17 protein-coding genes are annotated in these 16386 nt (G+C 76.0%); 11 read left to right on the plus strand and 6 right to left on the minus strand.

What is annotated here, in order from left to right; all coding sequences use genetic code 11:
* The first annotated feature begins 22 nt into the window (after positions 1-22).
* The gene (locus tag OG550_RS06770; protein ID WP_327675605.1) at positions 23-511 is read left to right on the plus strand and encodes a hypothetical protein; all 489 of its coding nucleotides are present in this window, start codon (positions 23-25) and stop codon (positions 509-511) included.
* 130 nt (positions 512-641) lie between these two features.
* Here OG550_RS06770 and OG550_RS06775 read toward each other — a convergent pair whose 3' ends face one another.
* Complete coding sequence (locus tag OG550_RS06775; protein WP_327675607.1) at positions 642-2006, minus strand: FAD-dependent oxidoreductase; 1365 nt, start codon at positions 2004-2006, stop codon at positions 642-644.
* Positions 2007-2452: 446 nt separating this feature from the next.
* Between OG550_RS06775 and OG550_RS06780 the strand changes: the two genes are divergently transcribed.
* Positions 2453-3544, plus strand: coding sequence for a hypothetical protein (locus OG550_RS06780; RefSeq protein WP_327675609.1), 1092 nt, complete (start codon positions 2453-2455; stop codon positions 3542-3544).
* A 723-nt stretch (positions 3545-4267) separates the two neighbouring features.
* Here the strand turns inward: OG550_RS06780 and OG550_RS06785 are convergent.
* Positions 4268-4882: a TetR/AcrR family transcriptional regulator gene (locus OG550_RS06785; protein WP_327675611.1), complete on the minus strand. Its 615-nt coding sequence runs from the start codon at positions 4880-4882 to the stop codon at positions 4268-4270.
* A gap of 133 nt (positions 4883-5015) precedes the next feature.
* Here OG550_RS06785 and OG550_RS06790 point away from each other — a divergent pair, with 133 nt between their 5' ends.
* From OG550_RS06790 to OG550_RS06820, 7 genes are all read left to right on the plus strand, one after another.
* Positions 5016-5999: an NADP-dependent oxidoreductase gene (locus tag OG550_RS06790; RefSeq protein WP_327675613.1), complete on the plus strand. Its 984-nt coding sequence runs from the start codon at positions 5016-5018 to the stop codon at positions 5997-5999.
* Positions 6000-7001: 1002 nt separating this feature from the next.
* Positions 7002-7337: a hypothetical protein gene (locus OG550_RS06795; RefSeq protein WP_327675615.1), complete on the plus strand. Its 336-nt coding sequence runs from the start codon at positions 7002-7004 to the stop codon at positions 7335-7337.
* Complete coding sequence (locus tag OG550_RS06800) at positions 7334-7612, plus strand: hypothetical protein (protein WP_327675617.1); 279 nt, start codon at positions 7334-7336, stop codon at positions 7610-7612. Before OG550_RS06795 ends, OG550_RS06800 begins: the two co-directional genes overlap by 4 nt.
* The gene (locus OG550_RS06805; protein WP_327675619.1) at positions 7605-8819 is read left to right on the plus strand and encodes a type III PLP-dependent enzyme; all 1215 of its coding nucleotides are present in this window, start codon (positions 7605-7607) and stop codon (positions 8817-8819) included. Before OG550_RS06800 ends, OG550_RS06805 begins: the two co-directional genes overlap by 8 nt.
* Positions 8820-8985: 166 nt before the next feature.
* Positions 8986-9345, plus strand: coding sequence for a DUF6204 family protein (locus OG550_RS06810; protein ID WP_327675621.1), 360 nt, complete (start codon positions 8986-8988; stop codon positions 9343-9345).
* Between the two features lie 69 nt (positions 9346-9414).
* Positions 9415-10080 (plus strand): cysteine hydrolase family protein, encoded by a 666-nt coding sequence (locus OG550_RS06815; protein WP_327675623.1) that lies wholly within the window; start codon positions 9415-9417, stop codon positions 10078-10080.
* Positions 10081-10087: 7 nt separating this feature from the next.
* On the plus strand, positions 10088-10996 hold the full coding sequence (locus OG550_RS06820) for a GlxA family transcriptional regulator (protein WP_327675625.1): 909 nt from the start codon (positions 10088-10090) through the stop codon (positions 10994-10996).
* On the opposite strand, the gene OG550_RS06825 is transcribed toward OG550_RS06820, so the two are convergent.
* Together OG550_RS06825 and OG550_RS06830 are read right to left on the minus strand one after the other, a co-directional pair.
* Positions 10985-11701 (minus strand): hypothetical protein, encoded by a 717-nt coding sequence (locus OG550_RS06825; protein WP_327675627.1) that lies wholly within the window; start codon positions 11699-11701, stop codon positions 10985-10987. The two genes, OG550_RS06820 and OG550_RS06825, sit on opposite strands and share 12 nt — an antisense overlap.
* Before the next feature lie 100 nt (positions 11702-11801).
* Positions 11802-12362 carry a hypothetical protein gene (locus tag OG550_RS06830; RefSeq protein WP_327675628.1) on the minus strand — a complete coding sequence of 187 codons (561 nt, stop codon included), beginning with the start codon at positions 12360-12362 and terminating at the stop codon, positions 11802-11804.
* Positions 12363-12428: 66 nt separating this feature from the next.
* Between OG550_RS06830 and OG550_RS06835 the strand changes: the two genes are divergently transcribed.
* Together OG550_RS06835 and OG550_RS06840 are read left to right on the plus strand one after the other, a co-directional pair.
* Positions 12429-13361 carry a polysaccharide deacetylase family protein gene (locus tag OG550_RS06835; RefSeq protein WP_327675630.1) on the plus strand — a complete coding sequence of 311 codons (933 nt, stop codon included), beginning with the start codon at positions 12429-12431 and terminating at the stop codon, positions 13359-13361.
* On the plus strand, positions 13358-14293 hold the full coding sequence (locus OG550_RS06840; protein WP_327675632.1) for a hypothetical protein: 936 nt from the start codon (positions 13358-13360) through the stop codon (positions 14291-14293). The genes OG550_RS06835 and OG550_RS06840 overlap by 4 nt, the downstream gene beginning before the upstream one ends.
* A gap of 86 nt (positions 14294-14379) precedes the next feature.
* Here OG550_RS06840 and OG550_RS06845 read toward each other — a convergent pair whose 3' ends face one another.
* Together OG550_RS06845 and OG550_RS06850 are read right to left on the minus strand one after the other, a co-directional pair.
* Entirely contained in the window at positions 14380-15237 is an 858-nt protein-coding gene (locus tag OG550_RS06845; protein WP_327675634.1) for a helix-turn-helix transcriptional regulator, read from the minus strand.
* 28 nt (positions 15238-15265) lie between these two features.
* On the minus strand, positions 15266-16324 hold the full coding sequence (locus tag OG550_RS06850) for a YncE family protein (protein ID WP_327675636.1): 1059 nt from the start codon (positions 16322-16324) through the stop codon (positions 15266-15268).
* Between the last annotated feature and the right edge of the window lie 62 nt (positions 16325-16386).

Below are 16386 nucleotides of genomic sequence, written 5' to 3' on the forward strand. Positions count from 1 at the left end.
CCCCGCCCACCGGAGGTCGCCCGTGGCCCGGCTGCATGTCCGAACCGGTATCAACCCCGACGACCCGGACGCGCCCGTGGTGGCGCTGCTCGTCGACCCCGAGGGCCCGCCCGGCGAACGAGCCGTCGCACGACTGGGCTGGTACGGGCACGAGGGGGACGGCGCGGTCTTCCTCCTCCCCACCGACGGATGGGCGGAACACGCCCTCGACGGGGACCGGCTGGCCGTCGACATCGCCGTCTACCCGTTCGCGCTGGAGCAGATCGGCGTCGACCCGGCACACTTCCCCGCCCGCTCGCCGATCGTCCCGCAGGCGGCCCTGGTACTGCGCGCCGAGACGGCGGTCGACCCGGAGCTGTACGCACGGGCGGCCGACACCGGCACCGCGGTCTTCCCGGCCGCACCCGACCGCACCCTCGACCAGGTGCTCGCCGGCGACGACTGGCCCACCCTGCTCGCCCCGCCACCGCCCCCGGACACCGAACCGACGGACGACCCGCAGAACCCGTAGGACCCGCAGGACCCGCAGGACCCGCCCACCCGACCGCGCGCCCGTATGAACGCATGAACGCCGAACGCGCAGGGCTCCGCGCCCCGTCCGGGTCGACGGGGCGCGGAGCCCTGGGGGAAGCGCGGGCAGGCTAGGCCCCGCTGTGCTTCAGCATGTCCTCCCGCTCCACGACCTTGACCCGCTCGCGCCCCTCCGCCGCACCGAGCGCGCGCTCGTGGGCGTCGAGCAGCTGCCAGCCCTCCCACGTGGTGTACCGGACCCCCTGGGCGCGCAGGTGCGCGACGACCGCGTCCGGCTCGGGCTCGGCGGCGCCGGGGAGGCGGCCTTCGCGCTGGTCGGCGAGCAGGCAGGCGACGGTCTCGTTGGCGTCGCCCTTGGTGTGCCCGATGAGGCCGACCGGGCCGCGCTTGATCCAGCCGGTGACGTAGGTGGCGGCCTGGTGCGAGCCGTCGGCCGCGAGCACCCGGCCGGCCTCGTTCGGCACGGTGCCGGACACCGGGTCGAACGGCACCTTGGGCAGCTCGTCCGAGTAGTAGCCGATCGCCCGGTAGATCGCCTGCACGTCCCAGTCGGTGTGCCGGCCGGTGCCCCGCACGTTGCCCGTGCCGTCGAGCTCGGTGCGCTCGGTGCGCAGCCCGACCACCCGGCCGTCGCCGCCGAGGATCTCCACCGGGGACTCGAAGAAGTGCAGGAAGAGCTTGTGCGGGCGGTCGCCGACGTCGCGGATCGCCCAGTTCTCGATGGTCGAGGCGACCATGTCGACGTGCTTGGCGCCGCGACGCTCGGCGATCGAGCCGTCGTCGTAGTCGATGTCCTCGGGGGCGACGATGACCTCGATGTTCGGCGAGTGGTCGAGCTCGCGCAGCTCCATCGGGCTGAACTTGGCCTGGGCGGGGCCGCGTCGGGCGAAGACGTGCACCTCAAGGGCCTTGTTGCGGCGCAGTCCCTCGTGGACGTTCGGCGGGATCTCGGTCGGCAGCAGTTCCTCGGCGGTCTTGGCGAGGATGCGGGCCACGTCCAGCGCGACGTTCCCGGCGCCGAGCACGGCGACCTTCTCGGCCTCCAGCGGCCAGGTGCGCGGCACGTCGGGGTGGCCGTCGTACCAGGAGACGAAGTCGGCGGCCCCGTAGGACCCGTCGAGCCCGACGCCGGGGATGTCGAGCGCCCGGTCGGCCATCGCGCCGGTCGAGAAGACCACCGCGTCGTAGAACCGGTGCAGGTCGTCGAGCGTGAGGTCGCCGGGGTAGTCGACGTTGCCGAAGACCCGGATCTGCGGCTTGCTCAGCACCTGGTGGAGCGCGGTGACGATCCCCTTGATCCGCGGGTGGTCGGGTGCCACGCCGTACCGGATGAGGCCGAACGGTGCGGGCATCCGCTCGAACAGGTCGATCGCGACCCCCGGCTGCTGGGCGGCGTCGGACTTGAGCAGGGCGTCGGCCGCGTAGATGCCGGCGGGGCCGGCGCCGACTATCGCGACTCGGATCGGACGGGACATGGCGGGGCGATCCTCCGAACGGGAACACGGGCAGGCGGGGAGGGTGAGGGCGACCCCCCGGCCAGCCAACACTGCTGGTCCGTGCCGAGAGTAGTCGGTGTGGATCTATGAGGTCATAGAGCCGACCTATGGGCCGGCCGGGAACTTCCACCGGCCCTTCCCGTCCGGGCCCGGGCACCACCCGCCCCGGCCTCCCGCCGACCCCGCACCGGCCCCGCACCGGCCCCGCGGACCTGCCGGACCCGGCCGGACCCGCCCGCCTCCACCGGAGGCCCCGGCCTCCAGGACGCGATCGAGCCGTTCTCGAACGGTCGACCAGCGGCGTCCCGCCCCCGCCCGCACGAGGTCCGAAAACCGCCCCCGGAACGCCTCCCGGGTGCCCTAGCCTGACCCTCGCACCACGACATGATGTCTAGACCACAGGGTGGGGAATCATGAATTCGCGCATGTCGAAGGCTCGTTGGACGGGCTCACTGGTGGCCTCGGCGGTACTCCTGCTCACCGGCGCGGGCGCCGGTGCAGCCGTCGCCGACACCGTACCCGCCGCGACCGACGGTACCGCCATCGGATGGCGGGCGCTCGGACTGGCCGTCTCCCCGGAGGGGAACCGGGCGTACGTCGTCGCCGCCGACCGGTCCGGCAGCCGGACCCCGGTCGTCCTGCGCACGGTCGACACCCGGACGGGCGCGGTGGTCGCCGAACTGCCCCTGGCGGACGACGGCACCGCCGGCCGGCCCGTGGTGAGCCAGGACGGCCGCCGCCTGTACGTCCTGGTGTCGGACCGGCTGGTCGCCGTCGACACCGCCACCGCCACGGTGCTGTCCCGCACCCCGGCACCGGACCAGCCGCGTCCGGACGGCTGGTCGACGGGCGGCCTGACCGGCCTGGCCGTCAGCCCCGACGGTTCGAAGGTCTACGTCGACCAGGACGGCCCGGAGGCCTACGGCCAGGGCGTCCGGCCGGGCCGGGTGCTGGTGTTCGGCACCCCGCAGGGCGCCTTCACGGCGTCCGTGCCGCTGCGCGGCCACACCGTGAGCGCCATCGCACTCCAGCCCGGCGGAGCCGGCGCCTACGTCTCCACCGACGCGGGCCTGGAGCACCTCGACACCACCGCCCCGGTCCCGACCGTGCTGCGCACCGTCGCACGGATCGGCGCCACCAAGGAGCTGACCGCCTCCCCGGACGGCCTGCACCTGTACGCGCTGGGCTCCCAGGCCGACGCCGGCACCGGCTACGTGGTCGACACCGTCAACGACACCGCGAGGCCCGTGTTCACCTTCGCCGACGGCCCGGTCGACCTCCACTACGTGGCGGTGAGCCCGGACGGCGGCCGGGTCCACGTGCTCAAGGGCGGCTGGACCCCGCAGGCCTCGGTGCTCTCCTACGACACCGCCACCGACACCGGCGTCCCGGGCGAGACGCTCACCGGCTTCGGCCTGGACGGCGTCTCGGCCGCGGCGGTCGCCCCCGGCGGGCACACGCTCTACCTGGCCGGCATCCGCGGTGACCTCTCGTACCTGAAGACCGTCAGGTACTGACACCCCGCACCGCCACCCGGCCGCACCGCGGCATGCCGCGCCATGCCGCGGGCCGCATGCGTCGCCGGGTGAGGAGGAGGCGGTTCCCCGGCGGCGGTTCCGCTCCGGGGACCGCCTCCGAGTACCCGTCCGGCCACCGGCCGGGTGCCCGCTCGCGCAAGGGGGCCCGGCGAACTCGCCCGTCCGCACCGACGGTTGGTGCCCTCCGGACCGTCCCCGCTGGCACCGCATCCGGACCTCGCCCCGACGCGCGACGGCCCGACGGGCGGCGCCGTCCGCGTCGATAGGGCATCGGAGCCGACCACGCGGGCACTGCGCAGCGGGAACCCGGCGGCGCCGGTACCACCGGCGCCCGGCAGCCCGGGCCGCCCGCGCCGACGCCGGACATGAGGCGCCGACCGCCCCGGCGTCGGCAGACGCCGTCGGCCGCACCCGGCAGCCCGCCCCGCAAACCGCCCGCCCCACCACACCGCCACCGCCACCGCCACCGCCGAACGGGCGGGTGCCGCCGGGCCGGCCGCGCGCGGGGACGGCGGGCACGTACCACCTCAGCCCACGGTGAGCGCGAGCACAGGCGGACGCCCCCGACGACCCCCGCCCCCGACACTCCCGCCCCCGACCCCGGCAGACGCCGTCGGCCGCACCCGGCAGTCCGCCCCCCGACGCTCCCACCCCCGGCCCCCGGCCCCCGGCCCCCGGTTCAGCCCGCCCCGGCCCCCGGGTTCAGCCCGCCGCGGGCCCGGTGCCGCCGCCCCGGGGCGCCAGCCCGTCCAGCACCAGGCCGAAGAGGCGGTCGCTCCGCTCGGCGAGGCTCGGCGCCTGGTCGGCGATCCAGGCGAGGCCGTTGGCCAGGGCGAACAGGTCGACGGCGTCCACGTCCGGCCTGATCAGACCGTCCCGCTGCGCCGCCACCAGCAGCCGCCCACACGCTTGACGCATCGTCAGGCAGGAGGCGTGCAGAGGCGATTCGGGGTCCTGGAGGGTGGCGAGCAGCGCGGCGGAGAGCCCCTGGTAGGCGCCCGCTCCGCGCGTGAACTCGCGCAGCCAGTCGCCCAGCGCGCGGTCCGGCGCAACGGCGGCGGCGAGTTCCTCGGCCCGCTCGGCGAGCAGTTCGAAGCGGCGCCGCAGCAGCGCCTCCAACAGGGCGTCCCTGGTGGGGAAGTGGCGGTAGAGCGTGCCGAGGCCGACGTCGGCGCGGCGGGCGATGTCCCGCAGGGAGGCCTGGGCGCCCTGCTCGGAGACCACCTCCGCCGCCACCTCCAGGACGCGGTCGCGGTTGCGCCGGGCGTCGGCGCGCGGGGCGCGCCCGGCCGGAGGCGTGGCTGGCTCGACGGGCATGGGGTTCCTCACCGTTGACAAGTGGAGCGCTGCTCCGCTTATCTTTCCGGAGCACCGCTCCGGATTCTACCGGGAGGTCGCCCCCGCGATCGGGGAGAGATCCGGGGGCACCTGGGGAGAGGGAGAGACGACCATGGGAAACCGCACCGCGACCATGCGGGCCGTCCGGCTGCACGCTTTCGGAGGCCCCGACGTGCTGGTCCACGAGGAGGTGCCCCGTCCGTCGCCCGCGCCCGGCGAGGTACTGGTCCGGGTCCACGCCGCGGGCATCAACCCGCCCGACCTGTACGCCCGCACCGGCTTCACCCGCATCCCGGCCGAACTGCGGCCCGCCTGGACGCCGCCGCTCGTCCTCGGCAGCGACGTCTCGGGCGTGGTGGCCGAGCTCGGCGAGGGCGTCACCGACTGGCAGCCCGGGGACGAGGTCTTCGGACTGATCCGCTTCCCCGGACAGGGCTCCGGGTACGCGGAGTACGTCACGGCCCCCGCCGACCACCTGGCCGCCAAACCGGCCTCACTCGACCACACCGAGGCCGCCGCCGTCCCGATGGCCGGGCTCACCGCCTACCAGTTCCTGATCGGGGGGCGGGCCCCGCTGCCGGGCGGCACCGCCCTGGTCAACGGCGCGGCGGGCGGGGTCGGACACTTCGCCGTCCAGCTCGCCCGGATCGCCGGTGCGGAGCGGGTGATCGGCGTGGCCTCCGGGCGGCACGAGGCGTTCCTCCGCGGACTCGGCGTGGACCGGTTCGTCGACTACACCCGCACCCCGGCCGCCGAGGCCGTCCCGGACGCGGCGGACCTGCTGGTCGACACCGTCGGCGGGCCGGACGCCCACCGCCTCCTGCCGGCCGTGCGGCGCGGCGGCCTGGTCCTCCCCGTCTACCTGGGCGACTACCACCGCGAGCGCGCCGCCGGGCTCGGCGTCACCATCCCCGAGCGGATGCAGCAGGTGCGTTCCAGCGGGGCCGACCTCACCGAACTCGCCGCACTGCTCGACTCCGGCCGGGTCCGCGTCCACCTCGACGGCGTCCACCCGCTCGCCGAGGCGGCGGCGGCGCACCGGCGGGCCGAACTGGGGCACCTCCAGGGCAAACTCGTGCTGCGGGTCCACCCGTAGGACCGGCCGGACGGCTCCGGCCGGACGGCAGCGCGGCCGGGCCGCACAACCCCGGCGGACCCGGCCCGGCCCCGAACCGGCCGGGGTCCCAGCCCAGCGCGACCCCGGACCGGCCCTGCTCCGACCCGGCCGGTCAGTGCCCCCGACGCCGCACCCCGGCGCCGGGGGCACCGGTCGTCCCGGACCGGCCCGCCCCCGCGGATCACCCGTCAGCACCCCTCCCCCGCCCGCCCGTCACCGCCCCTTCGGACACGGCTCTGCTCGAACGGGCAACGGGTGCTGCCCCTTCATCCGACCGCCTCACCACCGGTTCGGACTCGTCCGGACCAGGGGGTTCCGGCGCAGGTCATGCCCCGTTCGGCGCTCGCGCGGAGCCGCCTCCCGGGCACCCCAGGACAAGGGTTGACACCGGAAGTTGGTCTAGTCCACCGTAGGGGGAACGCACGTTTGACGAGGCCGGAACACCTCCCGAGACACCTTGTCGAGCACGCGAGTTGACGAGTCACGCGACAGGTCCACCTAGGGCGTCAGTCCCCGCGCGAGGGCACCGAGAACAGAAGGAGGCCAGGAATTCCGGCCACGGCATCCGCCCGAACGCCCGGCGGCGCCGACCGCCGAACGGCGCACCGGTACGCCCGGTCGCGCGACGTCGCGCCGCCGGAGCCTCCCGCACTCCGCCTTCCTGCGCCGACACCGGACGCCTGACACCGGCCACCTGACACGGGACGTCCGGCGAAGGACATCCGACGGAGGACATCCGACGGAGGACGCCTGACACCGGGCCTCCGACACGGGAACTCCCGCACAGGAACTCCCGCACAGGGTGTCCGGCACCGGACATCCGCACTCCCGACCCCCGACACCGCACGCCCACCCTCCTCAGGGCTTCCTCCGGCCCTGCCTCACCCGCGCCCCGCGGACCCGGGCCCTCCGGCATGCCCGAGCACCGCCGCCCGCGCGGGCACCAGCCCGACGTCCCGACCCGAACCTTGGAGTGACGTGATGCCGAAGCCCGACGGGTACCTGTATCGAGCCGCTTCGGAGCACCCCTGCTTCAGGACCGGCGGCGGGCCCCGCCTCGCCCGCACCCCGCTGAAGGACACCGGGCGGCAGCGGCCACTGCGCGTGCTCTCCGAGGGGCGGTCCGCGTTCCGGCTGACCCGCGGCCACGGCGTCGTGGAGGAGGCGGTCCCGACCGGGGCCGCCCGGCGCCCGCTCGACCCCGCCCGGGACCACCAGGGCCTCGGCCCCGCACGTCCGGAGACCTGTGACGGGGAACGCGGCTCCCGCGCGGAGCCGGATCCCCGGCCGCACGCCCCCCGGGGCAGCGCAGGGTGAACGACGGCACCCACACGCGCAGCATCCGCCCGACCCCGCCCACCGACCGGGCCCGCACCCCTGCCCTCGCCGGCTCCGGCGGGGAAGCCTGCCACCCCGCAGGGGAGTTCGGCGCCGAGGCGCACCGGCCGGACGAAGCGCGCACCGATATCGAGACCTTCGCGCCGCCCGTCGACGCCCGGACCACCCCCCTGGTCCGCGCGGCCCGCGGCCTTTCGCCGGACGGGCCCGACGCGGCCGCCGCCGCCTCCGGTTGGAGCACCCACCATGCCTGAGTACGCACGCCTGCGCACCGCCCTCGCGGCCGGCGAGGACGACCGGCTGATCCTCGACCTGGACGGCATCGAAGCCCAGTACGACGCCCTGGTCGGCGAACTGCCCGGCGTCGCCGTCCGGTTCGCCATGAAGGCCTGTCCGGTGGACGAGGTGCTGGCCACCCTGGCCGCCCGCGGCGCCGGCTTCGACGCGGCCGGACCGCAAGAGATCGCCCAGGCGCTGCGCACCGGCGTCCCGGTCGAGCGGATCCACTACGGCAACACCATCAAGTCGGACCGCCAGATCGCCGAGGCCCACCGGCTCGGTGTCCGGGACTTCGCGACCGACAGCCTGGCCGACCTCGCCGCGATCGCCGCCCACGCCCCCGGCGCACGGGTCTTCTGCCGGCTCGCCACCACCGGCGAGGGCGCGCTCTGGGGTCTCAGCCGCAAGTTCGGCTGCTCGCCGGAGGACGCGCTGCGGATCCTGGAGGCGGCCCGCGCCTCGGGACTCACCCCGGCCGGGCTCTCCGTGCACGTCGGCTCCCAGCAACTCACCTCCGAGGCCTGGCAGAACGCCCTGGACACCCTCGCCACCGTGATCGAGGAGGCCGGCCGGCACGGCATCCGGCTGGACCACGTCAACCTCGGCGGCGGCCTGCCCGCACTCGGCGCCCTGGACCGGAGCGGCCGCCCGCTCGACCCGCCGCTGGACAAGATGTTCACGGTGATCCGGGAGGGCGTCCAGCGCCTGCGCGAGGTCTCCGGCGGGCCGCTGGACGTCCTGATCGAGCCCGGCCGCCACCTGGTCGCCGACCACGGGGCCATCCGCGCCCACGTCACCCGACTGACGGAGCGTCAGCAGCTCGACGGCGGGCGGGCGTACTGGCTCTACCTGAGCTGCGGGAAGTTCAACGGCCTCTACGAGATGGACGAGTTGCGCTACCGGTTGGAGTTCCCCGGCCGGGCCGGTGCACCGACCGTCCCCGCCGTGGTCGCCGGACCCACCTGTGACAGCGACGACGCCTTCGCCGACGACGGCCCCGGCATGCAGGTGCCCCGGGACGCCGCGTCCGGGGACCAGGTCTGGGTCCTGTCCTGCGGCGCCTACTCCACCGCCTACACCACCCAGGGGTTCAACGGCTTCCCGCCGCTCCCCTACAGCTGTGTCCGCACCGGCGCCGCGGACGCCCCCGCCACCACCGGGGCGGCCCCGAAGGAATCCTGAGGAGTCCCCGGCCGAAGGCCCGCCCGCTCCGCCCCCGCCTCGTCCCCGGCCCGCCCACCCCCGGACGTCCGGCCCCCGCCCACCCCCGTACCGGGTGCGTGGGGGCCGGACCGCGTCCGCCGAAAACCCGTGGCGCCCGCTCCGCGCCCGTCACTAGGCTCGACGGATGACCACCCGCACCTTCCGCATCACCGTCCGCGGCGTCTTCGACGACCTCACCCCCGAGCAGCTCGCCGAGCTCCGCGCCCGCGCCGCCGACCACGACGTGCTCTTCGCCGCGTTCACCCCCGAGGGCCACCTCAGCTACGACGTCGACGCCCGCGCCGTCTTCACCTTCCGCTTCCAGGACACCGGCGAGGCCGAGGAGGACATCCTCGACGCCACCGAGCGGGCCGAGGAGCGCGCGCGGGCCTGGCTCGACGAGCGCGGCTACGGCCACAAGAACCTCCGCTCGCAGTCCGAGGACCTCTCCCAGGCGCCGCTCGGCAAGCGTCAGCGCCGCGCCAACCGGTCCGCCACCGGCTGACCGGATCGTTCCGCAGCGCGCCCCGATGATGCCTTCAGCGGCGCCCGGCCGGTCCGCGATGATCGGGGCATGAACAGCGCACTCGTCGTGATCGACGTCCAGGAGTCCTTCCGGCAGCGGGCGAACTGGGCCGCCGTCTCCAACCCCGGCGTCGTCGGGCAGGTCCGCCGCCTGGTCGAGCACACCCGGGCCGCCGGGGACCTCGTCGTCTGGGTCCTGCACGCGGAACCCGGCACCGGCAATGTCTTCGACCCGGCGCTCGGCCACGTCCGCCTCATCGACGGACTGGCCCCCGCCGCGGACGAGCCGGTCCTCACCAAGACCTCGCACAACGCCTTCACCACCACCAACCTGCAGCAGCTGCTCACCGAACGCGGCCTGCGCGCCCTCACCGTCTGCGGCATCCGCACCGAGCAGTGCTGCGAGACGACCGCGCGGCTCGCCGCCGACCTCGGCTACGAGGTCGTCTTCGCCGTCGACGCGACCGCCACCCACCCGATCGAGCACCGCGACGCCCCGCCCGGCCGCACCCTCGACGAGATCCTCGCCGACCCGCGTACGCTCGGCACCGACGAGATCGTCGCCCGCACCGAGTACGCCCTGGCCGGCCGGTTCGCCCGGATCGCCACCGTCGACGAACTGGTCGCCCCCGCCGCCCACCCGGCCGGCGCCACCCCCGCCGGCCACCCGGCAGCCGCCGCCGACCCGACCGGCGCCGACACCCCGAGGAGCTGACCGGATCGTGACCCGCGTCGTCTTCCTGCTCGTCCCGCAGCTGCACCTGCTGGACCTCGCCGGCCCCGCCCAGGCGTTCTCCACCGCTGCCGACCAGGGCCACGGGTACGAGATCGGCTACGTCGCCGAGCAGGAGGACGTCCCCACCGCCCAGGGGCTCACCCTCCGCGCCGCCACCGAATGGCCCGACCTCACCGCCGACGACCTGCTCGTCGTCCCCGGCTGGCGCGCCCCCGTCCTGCGCGGCCACGGCGAGATCGCCCCCGCCACCCTGGCCCGCCTCGCCGCCCACCACGCCCGCGGCGGCACCGTGGCCTCCGTCTGCGCCGGAGCCGACGCCCTCGGGCGGGCCGGGCTCCTCGACGGCCGCCGCTGCACCACCCACCACGACGTGCAGGACGAACTCGCCCGCCGCCACCCGCGGGCCACCGTGGTCCGCGACGTCCTGTACGTGGTCGACGACCGCGTGGTCACCTCCGCCGGGATCGCCAGCGGCATCGACCTCGCCCTCCACCTGCTCGCCGTCCGGCACGGCCCGGCGGCCGCCGCCCGGGTCGCCCGCGAGATGGTCGTCTACGCCCGGCGCAACGGCGACGAGCAGCAGACCGGCGTCATGCTCAGGCACCGCGCCCACCTCGTCGACGCCGTCCACCGGGTCCAGGACCTCATCGACGCCCGGTTCACCGCCGCGCTCCCGCTCGCCGACCTCGCCGACGCCGCCGGAGTCAGCGAACGCACCCTCACCCGGCACTTCGCCGCGGCGACCGGCCTCACCCCGCTCCGCTACCAGCAGGAACTCCGCGTCGAACGCGCCGAGCACCTCCTCTCCCACGGCGCCACCGCCGAGTCGGCCGCCCGCGCGGTCGGCTTCCAGGACGCCCGGATGCTCCGCCGGCTGCGCTCGTCACGCGCCTGACCGGCCCAGCGCCCACCGCCACGCCCGCGCGGCCGCCCCCGGTCCGGCGGACCCGCCCTCGCCCGGCCCGCCCTCGCCCCGCCCGGCCCGCCACTTCCGGCTCCGCTGCCGCTCCCGGACCCGCCGCCCCAGCCACACCCCCGCCAGGAGCAGCACCAGCCCGTCCGTCACGGTCGCGATCACCATCACCGGCACGACGTTCGACCAGGAGTGCTCGTCCAGTTCGGCCCGCCCCGGCGAGGCCCACCGCTGCAGCTCCTGCCCGTTCGGGTAGGACCGGTCCGTCGCGAGCCGCACGTCGACCCCCCGGCCGCCGGCCGTCCAGGTGTGCCGGCACTCGTAGGAGTTCAACCATCCCGCGACCTCGTCGTACTGACGTCCCGTCAGTCTGCAGCTGTCCACCGTGACGGTCACCCGCTCGGTCGTCCGCTGCCACCGCAGGGCGTTGCCGGCCGTCCCGGCCGTCGTGCCGACCGCCACCAGCACCAACGCCGCCACCCCGCCGGCCACCAGCGCGTCGAACCACTTGTGCATGTCGGGCCTGAGGAGCTGCCCGACCAGCGCCACCGCGAGTCCCGCACCGAGCACCACCTCGGCCCACTGGGGCCGCGGCCACCCCAGCACCCCGCTCCAGAGCAGCGCGCCCGCCCCGAGGACGATCGCCACCAGCCCCCAGCCGGCCGCTCGCCCACCCGCCTTCCGCACCCGCCCCACGCCCCCTTCGGCAGCCCTGCGACAGCCCTCGGGCTGCCGCCGGCCGCGCCTCGTCCGGGCCCTCCGACGGACTCCGGCCCCCGCTCCCCCGCTACCCACCCACCCGTTCGCGCAACCAGGCCGCGACCGCCGCGTAGTCGCCGTCCGCCAGTCCCACCGCGGGATCCACCCACCACAGCAGCGCCCGACCCGGGTGCCGGTCCGCCACCCACGCCCGGTCGGCGCCGCCGATCTCGTCGTCCACCCACACGAAGTCCCGGCCGGCCGCGAACGCGACGATCCCCCGCGTCTTCCAGCTCAGCCCCGCCCGCTCGTCCCCCGCGAGAACCGCGGCCGGATCACCCACCTGGTCCGGCGCGCCCACCAGGTCCGACTCGCCCACCGGGTCAGGCAGTTCACGCAGTTCCGGCAGCCCCAGCCGCGGCGCGAGGCACGCGTTGGCATCGGGCCCCCACGTCGTCGCCCACACCAGCTCGCACGGCAGCCCCGCCAGCCGCGGCCCGTGCGCCGGATCGAGCCGCCCCAGCAGCGGGTTCGACGGGTCCTCGCTCTCCGGGTACACCGGATACCGCCCGGCCGGACCCCCGAACGGGATCAACGGCCCGTCCACGTCCAGGAAGAGCAGCGGCAGCCGGCCCGCGTCGGTGGTCATCCCCGCACCATAGCGCCCCGGAAATCCCCGTGCGCCCCGCGCCGCCCCTGCACCACACTGTCCGTCATGGACCAGGAACCGCCCCGCCTCGGCAGTGAGTTGCTCGGGTTCGCCCCCGACGCCCGCGTCCTCCTCCTCACCTGCGACGACCTCGGCCTGAACGAGGACGTCAACCTCGCCGTCGTCGACGCGGTGGAGCACGGAATCGCCGCCTCCGCGAGTCTGATGACGGTCTGTCCGGCGACGCGGCACGCGCTGCGCCTGCTCCGCGAGCGCCCGGAGCTGCCCTTCGGGATCCACCTCACCCTGGTCTGCGACGCCGGATCCCCCCGCCGGCGCTGGGGCCCGCTCTGCCCGGCGGCCGCGGTCCCCTCGCTCGTCGACCCGGCCGGGCGGTTCCTCCCCGCCGACCCCGACGGCCGTGCCCGGCTCCTCGCCCGGGCCCGCCCCGCCGACGTCGAGCGGGAGTTCCGCGCCCAGATCGAGGCCGCGACCGGCACCGGCCTGCACCCCACCCACCTCGACTTCCACTGTCTCGCCGACGCGGGCCGCCCCGACCTCCTCGACGTGGCCCTCGCCCTCGGCGCCGAGTACGGCCTCGCCGTGCGGGTCTGGCTCCCGCCCGCCCTGGACCGCCTCCGACGCCGTGGGCTCCCCGTGATCGACCACCCCTTCCTGGACAGCTTCGCCGTCCCCCTCGACGACAAGCCCGCCCACTACGCCCGACTGCTCGCCGCCCTCCCGCCCGGCCTCACCGAATGGGCCGTCCACCCCGGTCTCGGCACACCCGGCTCCCGCCCGGACGACGGTGGTCGGCGGGTGCGCCGGTCGGACCACGCGTTCCTGGTCTCACCCCGCGCCCGCGAGCTGATCGCCGAGCACGGCATCACCGTGATCGACTACCGCCCGCTGCAGGCGGTCTGGGCCTCGGCGCCACCCGGCCGGACGTCCGATTCCTTCAAGACCGCCGCCCCGCGGCCGCCTACCGTCGAGCCATGACCTCCACCGCACGCCTCTCCGGCGCCGTGCTCGACGCGGCCGGCCGGTTCCTCTGGACCTCCGGCCGCGTCCTGGAACAGCGCCGCTTCGCCCACCTCTTCGACGGCGGGACCGATCCCGCGGGCGTCCTCGCCGCCCTCGACGCCCACCGCACCGACGACGGCGGCTACGCCTTCGGCCTCGAACCGGACGTCCGCGGACCGGCCGGCCAGCCGATCGCCGTCCCGACCGCCCTGGAGGTCCTGGAGGAGGCCGGACGGCTGGACGCCGCGGCTGCCCGCCGGATCTGCGACTGGCTGGCCGGTGTCACCGCACCCGACGGCGGCGTGCCGGTCGTCCTGCCGAGCCTGCGCCCGTACCCGCGCCCGCCCTGGCTCCCCGTCCCCGAGGACGACGCGAAGCCGGCCGGCGAACTGCTGGTCACGGCCCAGATCGTCGGCCCGCTGCTCCGCAACGGAATCGACCACCCGTGGCTGGCCGGGGCCGCCGCCTTCTGCCGCACCGCCGTCGAGAACCTCGACCGGACGCACCCGTACGAGGCCGGTGCCGCCCTGCGCTTCCTGGACGCCGCGCCGGACACCGCGTGGGCCCGGCGTGCGGCGGACCGCCTGGGCGGGCTGGTCCGCGAGCAGCGCATCGTGCTCCTCGACCCGGACCGGCCCGAGGAGGCGGCCCTCTCCCCCGGCTACGCGCCCGGCGAGTACCACCTGCCGCACGACTACGCCCGCCGGCCGGACAGCCTGGCCCGCGCCTGGTTCACCGACGCGGAACTCGGCCGCGGACTCGACCACCTCGCCGCGCAGCAGCAGCCGGACGGCGGCTGGCCGATCCACTGGGCGCGCTGGTCGGCCACCACCGAGTCCGAGGCGCGCCCCGGGGTGACCCTGGCCGCCCTGCTCACCCTGCGCGCCCACGACCGGACCACCGGCTGACCGGACGACGCGCTGACCCGCTGACCGAACGACCGCCACCGGCACCACCACCCGGCTACCCGACCGCCCGGCCACCACCCGCCCGGCTACCCGGGCCGCTCCGCCCGGCCCGGCCTCCCCAGCAGCACCGTCGGCGAGACCCCGGACCACCGCCGCACCTCCCGGGTGAAGTGCGCCTGGTCGGCGTATCCGGCCCGCACGGCGGCCTCGGCCAGCCCGAGACCGCCGGACCGGGCCTCGTCGACCGCCCGCCGGAACCGCAGGACGCCCTGCAGGGTCTTCGGCCCGTACCCGACCGCGTCGGTGATCCGCCGTCTCAACTGCCTTTCGGACAAGCCTAGTTCCTCCGCGATGACGGGCACCCGGGCGGCGTCCGCGCGCCCCAGCTCGGCGACCGCCCGCTCGACCGCCGCGTCCGGCGTCCACCGGCGCGCCAGCGAGGCGGCGAAGGCGTCCAGCAGCGACGCGGCCGCCCGGGTGTCCCGGGCCCGGCCCAGCCGCTCCCCGAGCCGCTCCGCGGCCTCCGGCCCGAGCACCTCGCCCAGGGGTACCTGGAGGTCGCACAGCTCCCGCGCGGGCACCGCCCCGAGCAGCAGCCCGGCCGCTCCGGGCCGGAACCGCACCCCGGCGAGCCCGGCTCCGCCGGACACCGGAACGCTCCGGGGCGCGCGGTCCGGCCCGACCACCTCCAGCGCCCCGCCCGACCAGACCAGGTCCACGCAGCCGTCCGGCACGACGAGCTGCCGGTAGGCCGGGCCTCCGGCGTTCTCCCGCACCCAGAGGCACCGGACCTGCCGCCCGGGCGCCGCCCCCGGCCGCCACTGCACGTAGCGCGCACCGCCCGCCGCACCGGCGGCGGCACCGCCCACCGCAGCAGAAGCAGCGGCAGCGGCAGCGGCACCGGCGGCGGCAGCAGCAGCAGCCGTACGGGACCTGTCGTTCACGTCTCCGAGCGGGCTCACCACCCCACTCTCACCCGATCGCCGGCACGTACGCCAGCCCGTGCGGCCCGGCGTCGCGCCCCAACGCGACCTCGCGGACCACCCGCAACCGCTCCAGGTCGACCACGGTGACCGTGTCCGAGGCGATGTTGGAGACGTACCCGAGCCTGCCGTCCGGCGACGAGTGGACGGTGAGCGGCACCTGTCCGACCACCACCTCGCCCAACTCCTCCAGTTCCCCGGCCGCCGCGTGGCCGCCGCCCGCCGCGCCGAACACCCGCAGCCGCCCGGCCGCGGGCACCGGCCCGCCGTCCGCGGCCGGGGCGGCGAGGTGGACCTCCCCGGCCAGCACCAGTCCGCCCGCCGTCCTGTGCACGGGGACCGCCGGGGCCGCCAGCGGGAGCGTGCGCACCACCTGGTCGCTCCGGACGTCGACCACCGCCAGCGCGGGCGGCGCGGCGAGCGGGCCCGTCGGGTCGAGCTTCGGCGTGGCGACGACCGCGTACCGCCCGTCGCGGCTCATCGCGATGCCCTCGCTGCCCGGCACCGCCACCGTCCTGCCGGTCCGGGCCGGGCGGCCGGTCCCGGCGGCCGGCTCCACGACGGTGAGGAACGGGGCCTCCTTGTTGGTCGTGTAGCCCTTGGCGCCGTCCGGCGTGAGCGCGAACCAGTGCGGCCCGGGCGCGCCGACGGCGGTCCGCTCGACGACCTTGCCCGCCGCGAGGTCGACGGTGAGCACCGCCCCTTCCCCGGCCGGGCCCGCCTCCACGCTCACATACAGGAGACCGCGCGCCGCATCGAGCGCCAGCCCGTGCGGGGCGCACTCCGGCGCCAGGTCAATGGTCTCTACCACTACCCGGTGATCCGGATCGACCACTACCAATTCGGTGGCCCGCTCGCCATGGTGCTCGTAGAAGCCCGAGCGGTAGGTGACCGTGCAGTACAGCAGCCTTCGATCGGCGTCGAACAGCACCTCGTGCGGCTCCGGCGGCAGCGGCAGCTCGCCGAGCCGCCGCGAGCCGTCGGCGGAGAGGAAGACCAGCATGCGGCCGCCTTGGCAGGCTACCGCCAACATGTCATTGTCGTTCATCGCGTCAGATCCTTTACTCCGAAGGGGAGTTGTCACGATCGACGGTAGATGCCGAATCCGCA

It is taken from the genome of Kitasatospora sp. NBC_00458 (genome assembly GCF_036013975.1).
GTDB lineage: Bacteria > Actinomycetota > Actinomycetes > Streptomycetales > Streptomycetaceae > Kitasatospora.

Coding starts and splice junctions, on each gene's coding strand:
- OG550_RS06835 (WP_327675630.1), top strand. CDS start 12,429: ATGGACCAGGAACCGCCCCGCCTCGGCAGTGAGTTGCTCGGGTTCGCC.
- OG550_RS06795 (WP_327675615.1), top strand. CDS start 7,002: ATGCCGAAGCCCGACGGGTACCTGTATCGAGCCGCTTCGGAGCACCCC.
- OG550_RS06785 (WP_327675611.1), bottom strand. CDS start 4,882: ATGCCCGTCGAGCCAGCCACGCCTCCGGCCGGGCGCGCCCCGCGCGCC.
- OG550_RS06790 (WP_327675613.1), top strand. CDS start 5,016: ATGGGAAACCGCACCGCGACCATGCGGGCCGTCCGGCTGCACGCTTTC.
- OG550_RS06805 (WP_327675619.1), top strand. CDS start 7,605: ATGCCTGAGTACGCACGCCTGCGCACCGCCCTCGCGGCCGGCGAGGAC.
- OG550_RS06775 (WP_327675607.1), bottom strand. CDS start 2,006: ATGTCCCGTCCGATCCGAGTCGCGATAGTCGGCGCCGGCCCCGCCGGC.
- OG550_RS06850 (WP_327675636.1), bottom strand. CDS start 16,324: ATGAACGACAATGACATGTTGGCGGTAGCCTGCCAAGGCGGCCGCATG.
- OG550_RS06815 (WP_327675623.1), top strand. CDS start 9,415: ATGAACAGCGCACTCGTCGTGATCGACGTCCAGGAGTCCTTCCGGCAG.
- OG550_RS06840 (WP_327675632.1), top strand. CDS start 13,358: ATGACCTCCACCGCACGCCTCTCCGGCGCCGTGCTCGACGCGGCCGGC.
- OG550_RS06780 (WP_327675609.1), top strand. CDS start 2,453: ATGTCGAAGGCTCGTTGGACGGGCTCACTGGTGGCCTCGGCGGTACTC.
- OG550_RS06830 (WP_327675628.1), bottom strand. CDS start 12,362: ATGACCACCGACGCGGGCCGGCTGCCGCTGCTCTTCCTGGACGTGGAC.
- OG550_RS06810 (WP_327675621.1), top strand. CDS start 8,986: ATGACCACCCGCACCTTCCGCATCACCGTCCGCGGCGTCTTCGACGAC.